At 72.8% G+C, this 17,913-nt stretch carries 16 protein-coding genes; 6 read left to right on the top strand and 10 right to left on the bottom strand.

The annotated features are described in order from the left end of the window. The first annotated feature begins 264 nt into the window (after positions 1 to 264). The gene (locus ACGFMP_RS35940; RefSeq protein WP_393678120.1) at positions 265 to 2,286 is read left to right on the top strand and encodes an NPCBM/NEW2 domain-containing protein; all 2,022 of its coding nucleotides are present in this window, start codon (positions 265 to 267) and stop codon (positions 2,284 to 2,286) included. A gap of 142 nt (positions 2,287 to 2,428) precedes the next feature. Here the strand turns inward: ACGFMP_RS35940 and ACGFMP_RS35935 are convergent, their stop codons facing one another. The 5 genes from ACGFMP_RS35935 to ACGFMP_RS35915 all read right to left on the bottom strand — a co-directional run bounded on the left by ACGFMP_RS35935 (position 2,429) and on the right by ACGFMP_RS35915 (position 8,240). Then, positions 2,429 to 4,243: a lamin tail domain-containing protein gene (locus tag ACGFMP_RS35935; RefSeq protein ID WP_393678118.1), complete on the bottom strand. Its 1,815-nt coding sequence runs from the start codon at positions 4,241 to 4,243 to the stop codon at positions 2,429 to 2,431. A 300-nt stretch (positions 4,244 to 4,543) separates the two neighbouring features. Then, complete coding sequence (locus tag ACGFMP_RS35930) at positions 4,544 to 5,497, bottom strand: DMT family transporter (protein WP_393678145.1); 954 nt, start codon at positions 5,495 to 5,497, stop codon at positions 4,544 to 4,546. A 107-nt stretch (positions 5,498 to 5,604) separates the two neighbouring features. Further along, positions 5,605 to 6,492, bottom strand: coding sequence for a LysR family transcriptional regulator (locus tag ACGFMP_RS35925; protein WP_393678116.1), 888 nt, complete (start codon positions 6,490 to 6,492; stop codon positions 5,605 to 5,607). A 125-nt stretch (positions 6,493 to 6,617) separates the two neighbouring features. Beyond that, positions 6,618 to 7,160, bottom strand: a complete 543-nt coding sequence (locus ACGFMP_RS35920) for a hypothetical protein (protein ID WP_393678114.1) — start codon at positions 7,158 to 7,160, stop codon at positions 6,618 to 6,620. A gap of 102 nt (positions 7,161 to 7,262) precedes the next feature. Continuing rightward, a complete protein-coding gene (locus ACGFMP_RS35915) occupies positions 7,263 to 8,240 on the bottom strand; it encodes a hypothetical protein (protein WP_393678112.1) in 978 nt (325 codons plus the stop codon). Between the two features lie 126 nt (positions 8,241 to 8,366). Between ACGFMP_RS35915 and ACGFMP_RS35910 the strand changes: the two genes are divergently transcribed. After that, positions 8,367 to 8,915 carry a phosphoribosyltransferase family protein gene (locus ACGFMP_RS35910; protein ID WP_393678110.1) on the top strand — a complete coding sequence of 183 codons (549 nt, stop codon included), beginning with the start codon at positions 8,367 to 8,369 and terminating at the stop codon, positions 8,913 to 8,915. Positions 8,916 to 9,002: 87 nt separating this feature from the next. Next, positions 9,003 to 10,349 (top strand): BTAD domain-containing putative transcriptional regulator, encoded by a 1,347-nt coding sequence (locus tag ACGFMP_RS35905; protein WP_393678108.1) that lies wholly within the window; start codon positions 9,003 to 9,005, stop codon positions 10,347 to 10,349. A gap of 46 nt (positions 10,350 to 10,395) precedes the next feature. Here ACGFMP_RS35905 and ACGFMP_RS35900 read toward each other — a convergent pair whose 3' ends face one another. The 3 genes from ACGFMP_RS35900 to ACGFMP_RS35890 form a co-directional block, all read right to left on the bottom strand. Further along, complete coding sequence (locus ACGFMP_RS35900) at positions 10,396 to 10,959, bottom strand: glycoside hydrolase family 76 protein (protein WP_393678106.1); 564 nt, start codon at positions 10,957 to 10,959, stop codon at positions 10,396 to 10,398. Positions 10,960 to 11,129: 170 nt separating this feature from the next. Continuing rightward, positions 11,130 to 11,957 carry a glycoside hydrolase domain-containing protein gene (locus tag ACGFMP_RS35895; RefSeq protein ID WP_393678104.1) on the bottom strand — a complete coding sequence of 276 codons (828 nt, stop codon included), beginning with the start codon at positions 11,955 to 11,957 and terminating at the stop codon, positions 11,130 to 11,132. A gap of 221 nt (positions 11,958 to 12,178) precedes the next feature. Beyond that, positions 12,179 to 13,483 (bottom strand): MFS transporter, encoded by a 1,305-nt coding sequence (locus ACGFMP_RS35890; protein ID WP_393678102.1) that lies wholly within the window; start codon positions 13,481 to 13,483, stop codon positions 12,179 to 12,181. 169 nt (positions 13,484 to 13,652) lie between these two features. Between ACGFMP_RS35890 and ACGFMP_RS35885 the strand changes: the two genes are divergently transcribed. Continuing rightward, complete coding sequence (locus tag ACGFMP_RS35885; protein WP_393678100.1) at positions 13,653 to 14,192, top strand: ArsR/SmtB family transcription factor; 540 nt, start codon at positions 13,653 to 13,655, stop codon at positions 14,190 to 14,192. A gap of 17 nt (positions 14,193 to 14,209) precedes the next feature. Further along, positions 14,210 to 15,511, top strand: a complete 1,302-nt coding sequence (locus ACGFMP_RS35880) for an MFS transporter (RefSeq protein WP_393678143.1) — start codon at positions 14,210 to 14,212, stop codon at positions 15,509 to 15,511. A 126-nt stretch (positions 15,512 to 15,637) separates the two neighbouring features. Here ACGFMP_RS35880 and ACGFMP_RS35875 read toward each other — a convergent pair whose 3' ends face one another. After that, positions 15,638 to 16,513: an SGNH/GDSL hydrolase family protein gene (locus ACGFMP_RS35875; protein ID WP_393678098.1), complete on the bottom strand. Its 876-nt coding sequence runs from the start codon at positions 16,511 to 16,513 to the stop codon at positions 15,638 to 15,640. Positions 16,514 to 16,860: 347 nt separating this feature from the next. Next, positions 16,861 to 17,058 (bottom strand): hypothetical protein, encoded by a 198-nt coding sequence (locus ACGFMP_RS35870; RefSeq protein ID WP_393678096.1) that lies wholly within the window; start codon positions 17,056 to 17,058, stop codon positions 16,861 to 16,863. 163 nt (positions 17,059 to 17,221) lie between these two features. Here ACGFMP_RS35870 and ACGFMP_RS35865 point away from each other — a divergent pair, with 163 nt between their 5' ends. After that, on the top strand, positions 17,222 to 17,482 hold the full coding sequence (locus ACGFMP_RS35865) for a hypothetical protein (RefSeq protein ID WP_393678094.1): 261 nt from the start codon (positions 17,222 to 17,224) through the stop codon (positions 17,480 to 17,482). The last annotated feature ends 431 nt before the right edge of the window (positions 17,483 to 17,913 follow it).

Below are 17,913 nucleotides of genomic sequence, written 5' to 3'. Positions count from 1 at the left end.
ATGTCCCGGAATGATTCATTCCGCCGATGGAGCCGGTCGACGAGTCGCCACAAGCACACCCATTCGCCACCTCTGCACCGCTTTGCGCTCGATATTCCGACCGGACCCGGCCGGCGCATCGGCGCGGGACGGATCAGGGGAGGCCTGCTTGGAACGGTTCATGTCAGAGCCCTTGACACGCCGGGGCGTTGAGGTCTGTCATGTGCCCAACTGTTGAATTGCGTCGGATTCTGTTCCGAGCAAACGGCTGACGATGGGACTCGTATGCCGATCACCCGCAGGATTCTCGCCTGCGTCACCGCCGGAGCCTTGTGGACCGGCGGCCTGGGCCTGGCCGCCGTCACGACGGGGGTCGCCACGGCGCCCCCGGCCGCGGCACTGGACAACGGCCTGGCCATCACCCCGCCGATGGGCTTCAACGACTGGAACTCCTTCGGCTGCAACGTCAACGAGCAGCTGATCAAGGACACCGCCGACTACTTCGTCAGCTCCGGCCTCAAGGCGGCCGGCTACCAGTACGTCAACATCGACGACTGCTGGCTGACCCACTCCCGCGACGCCGAAGGGCGCCTGGTCCCCGACCCGGTGAAATTCCCCGACGGCATCAAGGGCACCGCGGACTACGTCCACAGCAAGGGCCTGAAGATCGGCATCTACGAGGACGCGGGCACCGCGACCTGCGCCGGCTACCCCGGCAGCCTGGGCCACGAGACCACGGACGCCCAGAGCTTCGCCGACTGGGGCGTGGACTACCTCAAGTACGACAACTGCAACAACAACAGCGACGGCACCCGCGAGGACTTCGTCCGCCGCTACACCGCCATGGGCGACGCGCTCAAGGCGACCGGCCGCCCGATCGTCTACTCGCTGTGCGAGTGGGGGCAGCAGCAGCCCTGGGAGTGGGCGGGCGACGTCGGCAACCTGTGGCGCACCACGGGCGACATCAGCGACAACTGGGCCAGCCTGAAGTCCATCACCGCCGCGAACCTGCCGCTGGCCGCCGCCGCGGGCCCCGGCCACTGGAACGACCCCGACATGCTCGAGGTCGGCAACGGGGGCATGACCGACACCGAGTACCGCACCCACTTCTCCCTGTGGTCGATGATGGACGCGCCGCTGCTCATCGGCACCGACCTGCGCAAGGCCACCCCGGAGACGATGTCCATCCTGCTCAACAAGGAGGTCATCGCCCTGGACCAGGACTCGCTCGGCAAGCAGGCCACCGTGCTGTCCTCCGCCGGCGGCGCCTCGGTGATCGTCAAGCAGCTGGCGAACGGCGACCGGGCGATCGCCCTCTACAACGAGTCCGACGCACCGCAGCACATCTCCACCACCGCGGCCGCCGCCGGCCTGTCCCGTTCCGCGCTCGGCTACCGGGTGCGCGACCTGTGGCAGCACACCGACTACCAGTCGGCGGGCACCATCGCCGCGACCGTGCCCCCGCACGGCACCACCTTGCTGCGGGTGAGCCGGCCGGGTCACCTGCTGCAGGACCCCGCGCTGGTCGACGCCGGAGTCGACGGCACCACCGTCCACATCCAGCCGGGCCACAGCGCGGACGTGACCACCTACGCCACCAATCTCGGCACCGCGCCCGCTCTCGACGTCAAGGTGCGGCTGACCGCGCCCGACGGATGGACCGTCAAGCCCAAGGGCAGGACCGGCACCGTGGCACTGCCCGGCGGCAAGACCCTCGCCACCACCTGGCACGTCACCGTGCCCGCCGGCACCGACACGGCCACCTACGCGCTCACCGGCACCGCCGGATACCGCGGCCTTGTCGGAGGCGGCACCGTGAGCGTGCCGCTGACCGGCCAGATCGCGGTCGCCGTACCGCCGCCTGCCGGCACCTCCTACCTCAGCGACCTGCCGTGGGAGTCGGCGAGCAACGGCTGGGGCCCGGTGGAGCGGGACTCCAGCAACGGCGAGACGGCAGCCGGTGACGGCGGCCCGATCACCCTTCAGGGCACCGTGTACGCCAAGGGCCTGGGCGTGCACGCCCCGAGCACCGTGGCGTACTACACCGCGGGCGGCTGCACCTCGCTGACCGCCACCGTCGGAGTGGACGACGAGAAGAAGAACAGCAAGGGCTCGGTGGAGTTCGAGGTCCTGGCCGACGGCAAGACGGTCGCGGACAGCGGAGTGCTCACCAACGCCGGTGGCAGCAAGCTGCTGACCGCCGACGTGACCGGCGCCCAGGAGGTCCAGCTGGTCGTCACCGACGGTGGCGACGGCAACGACAGCGACCACGCCGACTGGGCGGGTGCCTCGATCACCTGCTCCTGACCCGGCTGACACCCGCCGCGGGGGGGGGGGGGGGGGGGGCCCCCCCCCCCCCCCCCCCCCCCCCCCCCCCCCCCCCCCCCCCCCCCCCTCCCGCCCCCGTCGGGAGGCGGCCCGGGCGGGCCGCCTCCTCCGGTCGGGGGAATCAGCAGGGGAAGGTGCCGCTGTAGACGGCGTGTCCGCTGGACGAGGTCTTGGAGCCGAAGCCGTAGACGCCGTCGTCCGACCAGACCGCTTCGCGGAAGCCGTTGGAGCAGGTCGAGGCCGGCGCGATCGCGAAGCCCTCCAGGTTGTCGACCGGCATGACGGCCGGGTTCGTGTAGGTCACGTCAGGGACGATCGCACCGGCCGCGCTGACCTTCATGAAGGTGTGCGTCTCGCCGCAGGTGTTGTCGCAGCTCGCGATGAGGCGCTGGGTACCGGCGTCGAAGGTCACGTCCATCACGGAGGCCTTGCCCGTCGCGATCGTGCCGAAGGTGGTGAAGGTGCCGTCGGAGTTCAGGCCGTAGACGTGGAGGCTGCCGTCCCACTCCAGGCCGGCGAAGAAAAGGCCCGACCCGTGCAGCGGGTAGTTCGCCGGGTTGTAGGCGGCGCGGGTGAGCGGGTCGATCCAGCCGCCGGCGGTCAGCCAGCTGTCCGGCACGTAGCCGACGCCCTCGAAGCCCAGGTTGGCGTCGTCCTTGTCACCCGTGTTCAGCTGCGGGAACTGCGAGGTCATGTCCCACTGGCGGACCGGCGTGAGGGTGGATCCGGTCGCGGCCGGGTCGAACTCCATGATCGTGTCCTTGGGGACCGTGTTCTTGGTGTTGTCGCGCTCGGAACTCACGTAGACGTGGCCGTTGGCGCCGACCGTCAGGCCCTCGGAGTCCGGCTCGCCTGAGCCGCCCGCGAAGCGGATCTGCTTGCCGGTCGCGCTCCACGACGCGTCAGGGATCCACTTGCCGTTGCTCTTGACCAGCTTGTACAGCCAGTTCTTGTTCTTGGCGGCCCACAGCACCGACGGGTTCGCCGGGTCGAAGGCCAGGCCGCTCACGTCCCGGCCCTCGGGGCCGGTGGAAGTGGTGAACGCGCAGACGTTGTCGGCGATCGTGACGTCGAGCCCGCCCGGCCACGCCAGGGTGCCTGACGGGGTGGAACCCGTGCCGCTGGGCGCCTCGGGGGTGCAGCCGCTGGTGAGCGAGCCGCCTCCGCCGAGCAGTTGGCCGGTCTGGCCGCCGCCGGTGCCGCCGGTGGAGCCACCCGTGGAACCGCCGGTGGAGCCACCCGTCGTGCCGCCGCTGGTACCGCCGCCGCTGCCCGTGCAGGAGTTCGCGCTGCCGAGCGTCGCGGTCGCGGCGGTCCGGAAGCTTCCGGTGCCGTTGGCACAGCGCTCGACCGACGGCTTGGCCCCGTCGGTCGCCCAGGTCACCGAGTCGACGGTGTTGCCGCTGCCGTCGACGAGGAAGGCCGAGTCGTTGTCGCCGAGGCCGATGGTGGAGTCGAACGTGACGTAGCCCCCCGGCGGGATGCTGGTCGCGCTCGGCGACGAGGACGAGATCGAGGCGGCGGAGTGGCCGGTGTCGCCGTCGAGGTACTTCCACGACCCGACGCTGACCGCGCTCGTCCCGCCGTTGTACAGCTCCACGGTGTCGGAGCCGTTCGAGGTGACCTCGTTGACCCGCACCTTGCTCGCCGCCGGTGTCGACGAGGGGCAGCCCGGGGCGTTCGATGCGCCGAACGTGGCCGCGGAGGTCGCGGTCACCCACGCCCCGGTGCCGTCGCCGCCGCAACGCGCCATCGCCGGCTTCGCCTTGTCGGTGGCCCAGTCGACGCGGTCGACGACCGTACCGCCGGACGTGTAGATCACCAGCTTGTCCGAATCTCCCAGTCCCTTGGGCGAGTTGAAGGTGACGAAGCCGCCGGCCGCGATCGTGCCGGAGGACGGGCTGAACGACTGCGCCGAGAAGCTGTCGTCGGACATCTTCCAGCCGCTACGGTGTCGTTGTTCGACGAGGTGACCTCGTTGATCCGAACGTTCTGATAGCCGGCCGGGTCGGCCGCCGCAGCAGGCTGCGCGGCAAGTACGCCGGTGACGAGTAGACCTGAGAACGTCAAGGCCGCGGCGCATGCTGAGGCGAGGCCCGCACGCGAGTGAGTTGTAGGCACGAGGCCGAACTCTGCTGACAGAAGCTTGAAACGGCGTGAACTCCGGCTGAATGGCGCCTGCTGGCAACCGGAACGCTGCCCGCCGCATCGGCGCAGCCTTCTACCGGGCGGGTGTTCACGTCGCTGCCGGTGCGTGCCCCGCACTCGCGCACGGAGCGGAGCCGCCGCCCGAGGGGGACTCGGTGGCCGTCCCTGGCGCCGTGCGGCGGGACAGGGCGACGGCGGCAAGGACCACCGCCATGCCCGTCGCGATACGCGCCCCGATGTGCTCGCCGAGCGCCGCGGCTCCGAGGGCGACGGAGACGACCGGGAGCAGATAGCCGACCGCGGCGGCGTTCGTGGCGCCCTCGTCCGCGATGACGCGGAAGGTCAGATGGAAGGTGACCCCGGTCGCGAGGACGCCCAGGACGAGCACCGCAGGCAGCGCCGCCGCCACACCATGGACGGGGGTGAGGCCGCCGGCCGGCAGGGTCAGCGCGGTCAGGGCGGTGGCGGCGGTCATCTGGGCCGCCGACAGCGCGAGGGTTGGGTGGCCGCGCCCCACCAGGTGCCGTGCCATGAAGGCGAAGCCGACCGCGTACGACACGGCCGCGCCGACGATGGCGAGGGCGTTCCAGCCCACGCCGCCGCTCCGCTGCCAGGGGGCGAAGATCAGTACGGTCCCCGCGAAGCCGAGCAGCAGCCCCGTCCACCGCACCGCCGGCACTCGGCGTTCCGTACCCCCGGCGACGCCGATCAGCAGCGCCCACAGCGGGGTCGTCGCGTTGAGCACTCCCGCGACGCCCGAGTCGACGGTCTGCTCGGCGAAGCTGAACAGGGCGAAGGGCAGGGCGTTGCAGAAGAAGGCCGCCACGGCGATACGCGCCCACAGCGCACCGCCGCGGGGCAGCCGGTGGCCGGCCGCACGGCACAGGGCGAGCAGCGTCAGCGAGGCGAGCACGCAGCGCAGGAGGGTCACCTGCACCGGCGAGAAGCCGTCGAGCGCCACCTTGATCCACAGGAAGGTCGACCCCCACAGCAGCGCGAGCACGCCGATACGTGCCCATGCCGGCAGCCCGGTCCGAATCATGCTCCGCACGTGCGTCCTCCTGGTGGTGGGTCAGGTCGTCACCGTGAACGGTGCCGCCGGCAACCCGGAAGGACAAGCAAAAAGAACTACAGGACCATGCAGCGCTGCTACATGGTCGCGGCCCTGAGCGCGGCCAGCAGCCCCTCGACGGCGGGCTGCCCGAGGGACGCGTCCCGTACGGCGGCGTGCACGGCCCGTACCGGCTCCGGGTTGCGCACCCTGCGCACGACGGTGCCGGGGTGTCGGCCCGCAAGCCCCATCAGGGGGATCATGCTGACGCCCAGGCCCGCGGCGACGAAGCCCTGCGCGGTGGCGTAGTCGCCGCTCTCCACCGCGAAGTCGGGGCTGAAGCCGGCCGCCGCGCAGGCTTCGAGGACGGTGTCGAGGCACGGCCCCGGCGACTCGCTGCCGACCCAGCGCTCCCCGGCGAGCTCGGCCAGGTCGATCGCCCGCTTTGCGGCGAGCCGGTGGCCGGTGGGGAGAACCACACGGTAGGCGTCGTCGAGCAGGTGCACCAGGCGGACGCCGTCGTGGCGCTTGTCGCGCGGCCTGACCACGATCGCCAGGTCGGCGTGCCCCCGCGCCACCTCGGGCAGCGGGTCGTCGGGGTCGGTCATCCGCAAGTCGACCCGCAGGCCGGGGAAGTCCGCACGGATCCGGGCCAGCGCCGGCGCGACCAGGGTGGAGCCTGCGGTGGCGAAGTACCGGACGGCCAGCCGGCCGGTCCTGCCCTCCCGCAGGTCGGCCAGGGCCGCCTCCGCTGCGGCGAGCTGGCGGCCGATGGCGGCGGCGTGCTCGGTGAGCAGCCGCCCGGCCGCGGTGGGCCGCACCCCTCGCCCCACCCGCTCCAGCAGCGCCACGCCCGCCTGCTTCTCCAGGGCCGCGACCTGCTGGCTGATCGCGGACGGCGTGTAACCGAGATGCGCCGCGGCGGCGGTCACCGAACCACTGGTCACCACCGCCCGCAACACCTGGAGCCGCCGCACGTCGAGCATCCCCCGACCCTAACGCCCGGCGGTCCCGCGGCCTGACCGGGCAAGGAGCGCGTGACCGGCGGGAGCGCCTGACCGGCCGGTAGCGGCGCCGGCCCCGGCGGCGGACCGGATCCGGCGGAAGCGGCTCAGCCGATACGCGCGCAGAGCTCGTCCGTCGAACCGTGCAGCATGGTGAGCGTCTTGTATCCGGTCGGGCCGAAGTGCAGCGTGTACGCCCCGTCGATGGTGTAGAAGCCCCGTGGGAGATTGCCGCTGTTCGCGGCGAAGCCGATCAGTACGGGCCCCAGCACGTACCAGGTCTGTGCGCCGTCGGTGCCGTAGTCGACGACGGCCGTCCCACCGGCGTCCGCGTCGTGGAAGGCACCGGTGTCGGTGTCGGTGAGCCGGACGACCAGGTCGCCCTTGTACACCACCCGCTTCGCGGTGCCGTCCGGGTACGTCTCGAGGACGCGCTGCACGACCTTGTCGACGATCGGCTCGCCGTGGACGGGGAAGTCGCACCGCGATCCGGCCGCCACGTCCCAGGGCTCCGACGGCGCCGGGACCCAGCCTGCCGAGGTGCCCGTGGACGTGGCGGCGGTGGCGGCGGGTGCGGACGCCTGCGCGGCCGGGGCCGCGCCGACGACGACAGCGGCGATCACCGACAGGGCGAGGGCGGTTCTGCGCATGCTTTCCTCCGGGTGGGGTGGTGGGGATCAGGGCCACAGCCTCACCCAGGGCGCTGACCGGATTCTCACCACGGGACGGCCCATGAGGTGCCGGTCAGCCGGTCAGCCGGTCTCCGCCTCCGCGATCAGCGCGTCGAGCGCCGCACGCAGCGCGGCCACTTCGGCCGGGGTGGGATCGGCCGGCTCGTGCGGGACCAGCGCGGCGGGGGCGACCGCGGTGACGGTGCCCTCGGGACCCGGCGCGGCCGCGGCGCGGGCAAGGAGCGGGCCGGTGTCCGGGGGCGGGGTGCCGAGGCCGTCGCCGAACTCACGCAGCGCGCCGGTGAGCCGGGGCCGCGGGAAGGGGAAGTCCGCGGGGAGCAGCCCGGCCTGCCGGGTGTGGTCGTCGCCGCGGAAGTCCAGCGCCCAGCCCTCCCAGCGCGGCAGCGGCCAGTCGTGGATGCCCGCCGCGGTCTGCACCGCCCAGAGCGAGACCGTGCGAGCCTGCGGGTCGAAATGGACGCCGCCGTCCGGCATGTCGGTGAGCACGGGGGTGGGCGGCGCCGCGACGATCCGGTCGATCAGCTCGGGCCCTGAGGCGAGTTGCTCGACGGGCTCCCAGTTGCTGCCCCACGCACGAACGGCTCCGTCGGGCAGGCGCACGGAGACGACGGATGCGGGATCGGTGTACTCGCTGTCCGCGAACCCGACCGGCTCGAAGATCTCGAACCACCCCGGCTTGCGGGTCACGTCCCTGCCGAGGCCCAGATGGTGCGTCAGATCACCCATGCCGTCGTGTGCGAAGCGGACCTCCCAGCCGGGCCATGTCCTGGCCAGTACGGCGCGCGCGGCCGTGTGGCCGGTCCAGCCGTCCGCGTAACCGAACCAGAGCAGGATCCTGCGGTCGTGGTCGACGAGTGCGGCGCCCTCGCACCACACGTCGTCCAGCCATTCGTCGATCTCCCGGTTCGCGCGGAAGCAGCGGGTCGCCGCGGCAGGACCCGGCAGCAGATCGTCTACCACCCGGCCCGCGGCCCAGTGCGAGTAATACCGCTGCCAGGCGCCGTCCTCGACCACCACGTACTGCGCTCGTGCTCCCATGATCAGCGAGGCTAGCGCCGCCTGACGACGGGCGGCGAAGGCTTTTCCCGCGACCGGCCCGCCCCGGTCGCAGGGTTCCGCCGCAACCGGTTGTCGCGCCGCCCGGTGGTCGGCAGACTTCGGCCCATGGCCGATCCCGTGCCCGCTTCCGCGCGTGACCTCGTACTCGAACACTTCAAGTGGATCGGTGGACATGCCGACGTGTGGGCGGTGTTCCGTGATGCCGAGGCCCTGGCCGCGGTGGTCACCGGTCTCGTCGAACCGCTCAGGGGCGAGGGGATCACGGCAGTGTGCGGCATCGAGTCGCGGGGATTCCTGCTGGGCGCCGCCGCTGCCGTCGAACTCGGCGTCGGCTTCGTGCCGGTACGGAAAGGCGAGGGCCTCTTCCCGGGCGACAAGGTCGTCCGCCGATCGGCCCCCGACTACCGGCGCCTTCGGCACACGCTGCGACTTCAGCGGTCCTCGCTGGGGCCGGCCGACCGTGTGGTCCTGGTCGACGACTGGATCGAGACCGGAAGCCAGGCCGCGGCCGTCCGGGACATGGCCGCGGAATGCGGGTCCGCATGGGCCGGGTGCAGCGTCATCGTCGATCAGCTCAGCGGCGCGGCACCGCACACCCTCGGCGCCGTCCGGGGCATCCTGACCGGGCGGGACCTCCCGCCGGACGGGTCCTGAAGCCCGCGCCCCGACGTCGGACCGGCCGGGGAACGCCCTGCGGCGGACGACGCCACCTTGCGGCAACGCCCTAGGATGAGGGCGGTCATGGACTTCCGTTTGCTGGGCCCGTTCGAAGCCCGCCACGAAGGCGAACGCGTCACGCTCGGCGGGCGCCGGCAGGAGCGCTGCCTGCTGGCGATCCTGCTGCTGGAAGCAGGCCGGGTGGTGACGACCGCGCGCCTGATCGACCTGCTGTGGGGCGACGCTCCGCCCGGCTCCGCCCGCGGCACCGTGCACACCTACATCGGCAGGCTGCGCGCCCGCCTCAGGCCGTACGGGCTGCACGTCGAGACCCGCCATGACGGCTACATGGCCGACCCCGGCCTCCACACCACCGACGCGCGGGAGTTCCTCGACCTCGTCGCGGAGGCGGCGGTGGCCGGCGATCCCGGGGAGCAGGTGCGCTGCCACGACAAGGCGCTGGCACTGTGGCGCGGCCCGCTGCTCGCCGATGTCATCGACGAGAGGCTCCGCGGCCGGCTGGGCGGCCGGCTCGCCGAACTGCGCCTGTCCGCACTGGAGCAACGGGCCGAGAACCAGCTCGCCATGGGCCTGCACGAGCGGGTCCTGGCGGATCTGACGCCGCTGGCCGGTGAAGTCCCCTCGCGGGAGAGGCTCGTCGCGGCCCAGATGACCGCGCTGTACCGGAGCGGCCGCCAGGCGGACGCCCTCGAGCTCTACCGGCACACGCGGCATGTCCTGGTGACCGAGTTGGGCATCGAGCCGGGCCCTGCGCTGGCCACCCTGCACGACCGCATACTGCGGGCGGACCGCCGGCTGGACCGTCCGCCGGCCCCGCTGTACGCGGTGCGGGTGCGTGAGGAGTGGCTGCCGTGGAGCACCAGCGGGCATCCGGCGCTGGAGTTCTGCAACACCTACGCAGGCTGGGGCGCCCCCGGGCTGCCGGGCGCGGAGTGGCTGCGCCACTACTCGACCCTCGCGGTGTGGGCAGGCCACATGGACCTGGCGGACGACCCGCTCGTCGACCGGCTGCTCCAGCAGGCGCGGGAGCGGCCCGACGAGGCAGCGGCCGCGCTGGAGGAGGCCCGCGGCTTCAGGGCGCGGCTCCACGCCTGTTTCACCGAACCGCAGGACGCCGGCGCCTTCAACGCGGTCGCCGCCGTGGTGCAGGACGCGGCAGGATCCGCCGTCTTCACCCGGGGAGACGACGGCCTCGGCCGCTGGCGGCTGCCGCCGGGTGCGGGACTGCGGCTGCCCCTGCTGGCCACCGCCCGCAGCGCGGCCGAACTCCTCGCGGACCCGCGCCGCTTCACGATCCGCGCCTGCCCGAGCGACGACTGCGGCTGGCTCTTCCTCGACCACAGCGGCCGCCGCCGCTGGTGCAGCCTGGCGACCTGCGGCAGCCGGCGGGCGCCGGCGGAGGCCGGCTGATCGCGGGGCGGCGACCGGCGGCCACGCCTCGCGCTGGGCTCCGGGGTCAGCCCGCGGCGAGGAGCGCGCTGAGGGCGGAGGCCTGGGTGCGCCAGTCGCGGGCGTTGGGGTGAGCTGTGGTGCCGCCGCCCGACCAGCGTTGGCCGATGCGGTCGAGGCTGTCGCGGTCGTGGTTCCATACGGTGTCCGACTGGGTGCGGGCGAAGGTCAGGTAGGCGTTTCCTGTGACGCTGTCCAGGTCCTGGAGGTAGCGCGTGAACACGCCTTTGAACTGCTTGGCGTTGTCGTCGCAGTCGGCGCTGGGGGCGTCGCAGGACTCGGTGAGCACGCCCGCGGTGACCAGCGAGGGGGAGGCGACGGCCGCGTCGGCGAGCCGGCGGGCGGTGCTCAACGCCGTGGTGTCGCCGGTGGCGCGGTAGACCTCCACACCGGCACCGATGGCGAGGCCCTGGTTGTAACTCCACACGGTCTGGCCGTTGTTGCCGCAGGCCGAGGTGAGGCCGTCGTTGACCAGGCCTGCGGAGTCGTTCTCGCGGCCGGGTGGAGCGGCGCACGCGCCCCGGCGAGGCGGAGGTGCGTCGAACAGGTGCGGCTCGGCGGGGCTCTGCAACGTTGGAGAAGCCAGGTTTCAATGAGCATGACAACATGTCGATGCGGCGGTGTCCAGGCATCGGGCACGAAGGAGCGGGGCGCGCCGCGTCCCGGAGGTGCCCGCGGCAGTCGATGCGGGGCGGCCGGGAACCGGAGTCCCGCCCGCCCCGCCCGGCTCGGGCCTGCCGGTCAGCCGACGATGGCGACCGGGCCGTCCCAGGCGTCACGGTCGACCGTGAGGGTGTAACCCTTGCGGCTTTCCTTGCTGTTGACCGTGTACTGGTGGCCCCTGCTGTGGTCGGTGAACAGCTTGGGGTCCCAGGGCCAGTCCGTCGTGGTCGCCTTGCCGTCGAGGAGGGCGTACCAGAGGTTGCCGGGGAGGTCGGTCCTGTCGGCCGCGGTGGCGATCGCCTTGGCGCTCGACGTGGCGAAGCCGTAGTAGCCGGCGCGGTAGGTCTTCGCGCGCAGCGTCCTGGTGAACGAACGCACGTAGGTGAGCACCGCGTTGTTGCAGGCCGTGTCCGTGACGGAGTACGACTCCATGTCGAGGTAGATCGGCGAGCCGGCCTTCATCCCGAGAGCCGCGGCCTTGGCGACCGCGTCCTTGCCGTCGCTCGCGCCGAGCGAGGCGGCCGTGGCGGCGGTGAGCTTCTCCGACCTGGTACCGGTCTGGCACGGCGGCTGGGCGCCGACGTAGATCGGCACGAGCTTCCAGCCCTCGGCGTTGACCGTCTTCACCCAGGACGCGGTGAGGTTCGGCTGCGCGCAGCCGCGGTTCCTGCCGCCGACGTAGACCGCGGCGGCGCCGTAGTAGCCGTCGGCCTTCCATGCCTTCATGGCGGCCGGCGAAGGCGCCGTGCAGGTGTCGAACGCCCGCCCCGTGAAGGTCTTCTGCGCGGGCCAAGCGGTCGCGGCCATCGACGACTGCGCCATGACCACACCCCCGGCCACCACCGCCGCACCAGCCGCTGACCAGGCGATGTACCGGCCCTTCTTGGACAGTCGGTGCTTGGACAATCCCCACCCTCATTCCTCCGGCGGCCTCGCCGCCGGTGCTTCCCAGTCGTCCGGCCGCGCCGAACGGCATGATCGTAGAGGGTCCCGGGCACTCCCTTTCGCCACCGGCCGCGCAGGCCGCGACGCCCCGGCCGCGGAGCGGTCCGCCGCGCCCGGCGACTTCCGGAAGGGGCCCTTCGAGCGCCGTGCGGCGCCGGCCGGCGGGTCGGCTCCCGCTCCGGTCAGGCCGCCGGCGCCTCCCGCGCCGCGCTGAGGTCCGCGGCCGGCACGGCCTGCGGCACGCGCCTGGCGTCGTACCGGGTCAGGGCGGGCAGTGACGCGGCCAGCAGCCCGACCGCGGCCACGCACGCGACACCGCCCGACCACACCGACGTGCGGGCGGAGGCGAGGGCGGCCACCGCGCCGGAGCGGACCTGGCCGAGCTGCGGGCCCACCGCGTACGAGAGCAGCTCGATGCCGGCGAGCCGGCCGCGCAGGCTGTCGGGGATGGTCTGATTCCACATGGTGCTGCGCCCGATGCCGCTGATCATGTCGAGACCGCCCGCCGCCGCCAGGCAGAGCAGCACCAGCCAGATGTTCCCGGTCAGCCCCGTACAGGCCATCGCCGCGCCCCACCCCGTCGCCGCGAGCACCACCATCAGCCCGTGCCGGTGCACCCGTACCGCCCACCCGCTGGTCAGGCTGACCAGCAGCGAACCCACCGACCCCGCCGCGTACATCAGGCCGAGCGACCAGGGGGCGTGCAGGTCGTCGGCGAGGAAGGGGAAGATCGCCGCCGGGTACGCGAAGAACATCGCGGCCAGGTCGATCACATAGGTACCCAGCAGTTCCTTGCGGCTCCAGGCGTAGCGCGCACCCTCGGCGATGCCGCGCAGCGAGGGCGGGGCGGCGTCGTGCGCGGCGGGCGAGCGGGCCAGCCCCAGGCCGAGGCAGACCGAGACCGCGAAGGTCACGGCGTCCGCACCGTACGCCCAGCCCGTCCCCGCCCAGGCGATCACCAGGCCCGCGAGCGAGGGGCCCGCGATGGCGCCGACCTGGTAGCGCAGCGCGTTGAGCGACGCGGCCGCGGCGAACTGGTCGCGTGGCACGATGCGTTGCACGATCGCGTCCAGGGCCGGGCGCTGCAGTCCGGTCAGCGCGCTGGACAGCGCGGCGACCAGGTAGAGCAGCCACACCGCGGGGTGCGGCAGCAGCGAATTCACCAGCAGGGCCGCGGCCAGCAGCCCCTGTGCGGCCTCCGTGGCGTTGATCAGCAGCTTGCGGTCCATCGCGTCGGCGAGCGCCCCGCCGTACAACCCGAAGACGATGAGCGGCACCAGCTCCACCGCCCCGATCGCGCCGACCGCCGCGGCCGAGCCGGTCAGCTCCTTGAGCTGCACGGGCAGGGCCACCAGGGTCAGGAAACTGCCGAAGGTCGTGATCACCCCGGCCGTCCACATCAGGCGGAAATCGCGCGAGGTGCGCCAGGGCGTCAGGTCGGGCAGCAGCCCGCGGGGCCGCCCGGAGGCGGGGGATTCGTCCGTCACGGGGACGCATGGTCCCTGATCGGGACCGGCCGGGACAATCCGTTTTCCGCTCGCCCGCGGCCGCGGGAGGAGCGCTGGTCCGCAGGCCGGCGGGGTGCGGACCGGGTCGCGGAACAAGCTCGACCGCAACCCCTTGACCAATGGTCAAGAAACGTTGACCATTGGGGCCATGACAAGTGACGAACTTCCCGAGGCCTTCCACGTCACCACCGACGAGCAGCTGCGCGCCGTTTCCAATCTCACGCGTCACCGGATCATGGCCGTGCTCCGCTTCGAGCCCGCGACGATCACCCAGATCGCCGAAAGGGTGGGCCTCGCCAAGGGGAGTTCCAGCTACCACGTACGGCTGCTCGAACGGGCCGGCCTGGTGAAGGTGGTGCGGACGCGCAAGGTCCGAGGGGTCACCGAGCGCTACTACGCGATGGCCGCGCGGTCGATCGAGCTGCCGGACCGCGGCGAGGGCGGCCCCGATGTGCTGATGCGGCATGCCGTGGCCGACCTGGAGGCAGCGCCCGTGGACGGCGAGCGGCACATACGGATGGCGCATCTGCGGCTCACCGACGAGCAGTTCGCGGAGCTGGGGGCACGGCTCCAGGGACTGGCCGACGAGTACCGCGAGCTGTCCGATCCGTCGCTGCCGGACGCGTCACTCGTTTTCGCGCTGTTCCACCCGGCACCGCACCTGCAGACCAAGGGGGACGACAAGTGATCACGACATCGGGGAAGTTGCCGACCGGATTCGGACGGCTGTGGACCGCGCAGACCGTGTCCTCGCTCGGCGACGGGGTGTCGCACGCCGCACTGCCGCTGCTCGCACTGACGTTGACACGGGATCCGATGGCGCTCGCCGTCGTCACGGCCGCAGGAACACTGCCGTGGCTGCTCTTCGGGGTGCTCGGCGGTGCGCTCGTGGACCGCTGGGACCGCCGGCGCACCATGTGGGTCACGGACACGGTCCGGGCGGTGCTGCTCGCGATACCGGCGGCAGCGGCCGCGCTCGACATGCTGAGCATTCCGCTGCTCGCTGCCCTCGCCTTCCTGCTCGGCCTCGGCGGACTCTTCTTCGACACCGCCGCCACGGCCTACCTGCCGGATCTGCTCGGCCGCGACCCCGCGCTCCTGGAGCGCGCCAACTCCCGCCTGCGCGGCAGCCAGACCGCCGCGTCCGGCTTCGCGGGGCCGCCCGCGGGCAGTGCCCTGCTCGCGCTCGGCCGGGCGGTTCCGCTGCTCACCGACGCGGTGTCGTTCGCGGTCTCCGCGGTGCTCGTACGGTCGCTGCCCGCCGCGCCCCGGCCGGAACCCCAGGCCCATGAGTCGCTGCTCCGGCAGGCGCGGGAAGGCGCCTCGTACGTCTTCAGGGACCGGCTGCTGCTCGGGCTCGCGCTGCGTCCGGCGGTCGGGAACATCGCCTTCATCGCCGTGGAGACCGTCCTCGCCCTCTTCGCGCACGACCGCCTCGGCATCGACACCTACGGCTTCGGCCTGCTCCTCACCGCGGAGGCCACCGGCGGTCTGCTCGGCGCGGGCATCGCCTCCTTCCTCGGCCGGCGACTGGGCACCGGCACCGCACTGACCTGCACGGCCGCAGTCGAGGGACTCGCCATACTGGGCCTGGCCGCCGCCCCGAACCCCTACGCCGCCGGCCTCGCGCTCGCCGTGTGCGGGGCGGGCATGGGCGCCACGATGGTGCTCGGCCCTTCCCTGCGGCAGGCGATCGTCCCGCCCCACCTGATGGGCCGGGTCGCCTCCACCTCCCGCATGCTCGCCATGTGCGCCGCCCCGTTCGGCGCCTTCCTCGGCGGCTGGCTGGCCACCACCTACGATGTGCGCACCCCGCTCTTCGCCGCCGCCGGCCTCCTGCTGACCATGACCGCCGTCACCTCGACGATGACGGGCAACCGCCAGGTCGAGGCGGCGCTGCGTGCCGCCGCCCCGGCGGCCGATGAACCGGCCCTGCCGGAGTCCCGGGACGCGATCGGGGAGGACGCCGTCCTGGAGGACGCCGCCCAGGGTTCGCCGGTCCGTTGAGCCGGTTCGTTGAGCCGGTCCGTTGAGCGGGTACGGCCCGGTGCTCCCGGCCTCGGCCCCGGAGCGCCGGGCACCTGGCTTCCACCGGCCGGCCAGGTGCCCGCACCGACGGCCGGGCCCGGGCACTCACGCCGCGTGGGAGAGCCCCTGTGCCTGCCTGACGGCCGCGGTGAGTGCGGCGCCGACGGCGGCGGATCCCTTGGCGTTGGGGTGCAGGGGCGCGGCCGGAGAGGTGGGGACGAACCCCTCGATGTACCGGTCGGCGGGGGCCGCGCAGCTGTCGTGGCCGGCGGTGGGAGGCGTGGCGCTGACGAAGGTGTCACCGTGCGACTGTGCGGTCTGCCGGATGGTCGCGGCGAGGTGGTCGATCTCGCCCTGGAGGTAGGTGGCGTCCCTGCCCCAGACGGGTTGGGTGGGGAAGCATCCGCCGGGGCGGATGTAACTGCCGCCGGCCACGACGAACACCTTGGCCTGCGAGGCCCGCCGGTGGATCTCGTCCAGGGCGGCCGCGAACTTCGGCGCCCACGCGTCGATCCTCGCCGCGACGGCGTCGGTGCCGCCCAGCGTGTTCTTCTCCGCGCAGCTGGTCCCCAGCGGCTCGGGCAGGACGTTGGTACAGCCGAGCGCCACGGCGACGAGGCCCGTGTCGTTTCCGCCGATGGTGAGGCTGACGATGTCGGTGTCGGGCTTGAGCGCCGAATACTGGGCGGGAGTGCCGATCGTCTGGGGGGAAGCGAAGTCCTCGACGGTGGCGCCGGAGCAGCTGACGTCGGTGAGCCGGGCGCCCAGCGCCTCCGCCGTGACGTGCGGGTAGTCGACCAGGGAGCGCAGGCACGCGGGGTTGCCGGGGTCGACGGGGGTGACCAGGGGCGCGGAAGCGAAGGAGTCGCCCATCGCCACGTAGGTCACCGGGTCGCCCGCCGCCGACGCGGCGGGAAGGGCGAGGAGCAGTGCGCCCACCGCGAGGGCGGCGGCCAGGGTCGTGCGCACGCTGTGCTTCACGAGGAGTCTCCGATCAGTGCTGCAGCCGTGGTGTTGCCCGCCCCGTGGCAGTGGCCCCGCTCCGGGGCCCCGGTCCCCGGCGGATGCGGCACTCCCGCGACGGTCGAGTCTTTCTGCGTGAGTTCTTACCGCTGATTCCGCGGTACGAAGGGCGTTCGCCGTGAGTGTCACGGAGGTGGCCCGCATTGCCACGGCAGTTGTCACCGATCTGGACGATCGCAGCGGTGGGTTCGGGAGCACAGGAGCGGTCCCGACGGCGACGGTGCGAGACCGGGCGTAATTCAATAACAGGCCCAAGGCGCACTCGCTGCCGCGCAACGGAGAACGACGCGGCAGCGGGCGGTCGATCAGCGGCCGTGGCGCTGCTCGGTGGTTCTGCGGAGCTGTTCGAGCTTGGGCGGGAGGAGGTCGCCCAGGCCGTATCGGCGGCGGCCGGTGGCGTAGGTGCGGGCGAAGCCGCGTTCTTCGAGCGGGAGTCCGGGTGGGCGCATGGTGGCGTTGCCCTCGTCGTCGAGCAGGCCGCTGTGGTTGGACCGCAGGCTCACCCACAGCGCGGTCGCAGCGCCTTCCAGGGGGGGCCGTCAGTCGCTGCCGGGCGGGGAGCCACTGGCCCAGAGCCGCGGTGGTCAGTGCCGACAGGGGCACCGTGTCCGGTGCGGTGTCCGCCGTCGCGGCGGTGCCGTGCTGGGGGTTGCGGCGTACGGTCACATGGGCCAGGTCCTCGTCCAGGTCGGCCAGCCGCTGCCCGGCCAGCTCCCCGGTGCGCGCGCCGGTGTCCAGCACGACGGCGAGCATGGCGGTGAACCGGGCGCGGCCAGGGCCGAGGGGTGCCGACAGCGCATCGGCCAGCCGCCGCCGCAGCGCGGCCAGTTCTGCGGTGTCCGGCGTCGGCCGCAGTACGACGGCCGGTCGGGTGTCGGCCTGCCGGCCCCAGGGCTGGGAGATCGCCTGGAGCCGTGGCTTGCCTGAGGCGGTGAGGAGCAGGTCGACACAGTCCCGGCGGGCCTGGTTGGTGGCCGGGCTGGTGGGCGGTCGGCTGCCCCGGACGAGCCGGACCCGCAGCTCGCCGGTCTCCGCCGTCTCGAAGTAGCGTTGCAGCACCGCGCTGTCGAGCAGTGCGCCGAGGGAGCCGCGGGCCGGGCGGAAGTCATCGAGGGCCAGTGCCCTGCACAGCTCCCCGCGGAACGCGCCGAGTTGGCGGCGGCGCGAGCTGCCCACCCGCAGGGAGGCGAGCAGCTCGTCGAGCGCGCGGATCGAGGCGTACACCCCGCGATTGTCCCGCACCCCGCAAGCCGTGCGGGTGCCACACGCCGGGACGGGCGGGTGCCGAACCGCCTCGACGTGTCAGCGGCGTACGGTTCGAGAGGCGGACGAGCCCCGCTGGGCTGTCCGTTGATCGC

It is taken from the genome of Streptomyces sp. NPDC049040 (assembly GCF_043197715.1).
Taxonomy (GTDB): domain Bacteria; phylum Actinomycetota; class Actinomycetes; order Streptomycetales; family Streptomycetaceae; genus Actinacidiphila.
The sequence above is the reverse complement of the archived record's forward strand: the minus strand, read 5'-3'. Positions and strand labels throughout refer to the sequence as shown.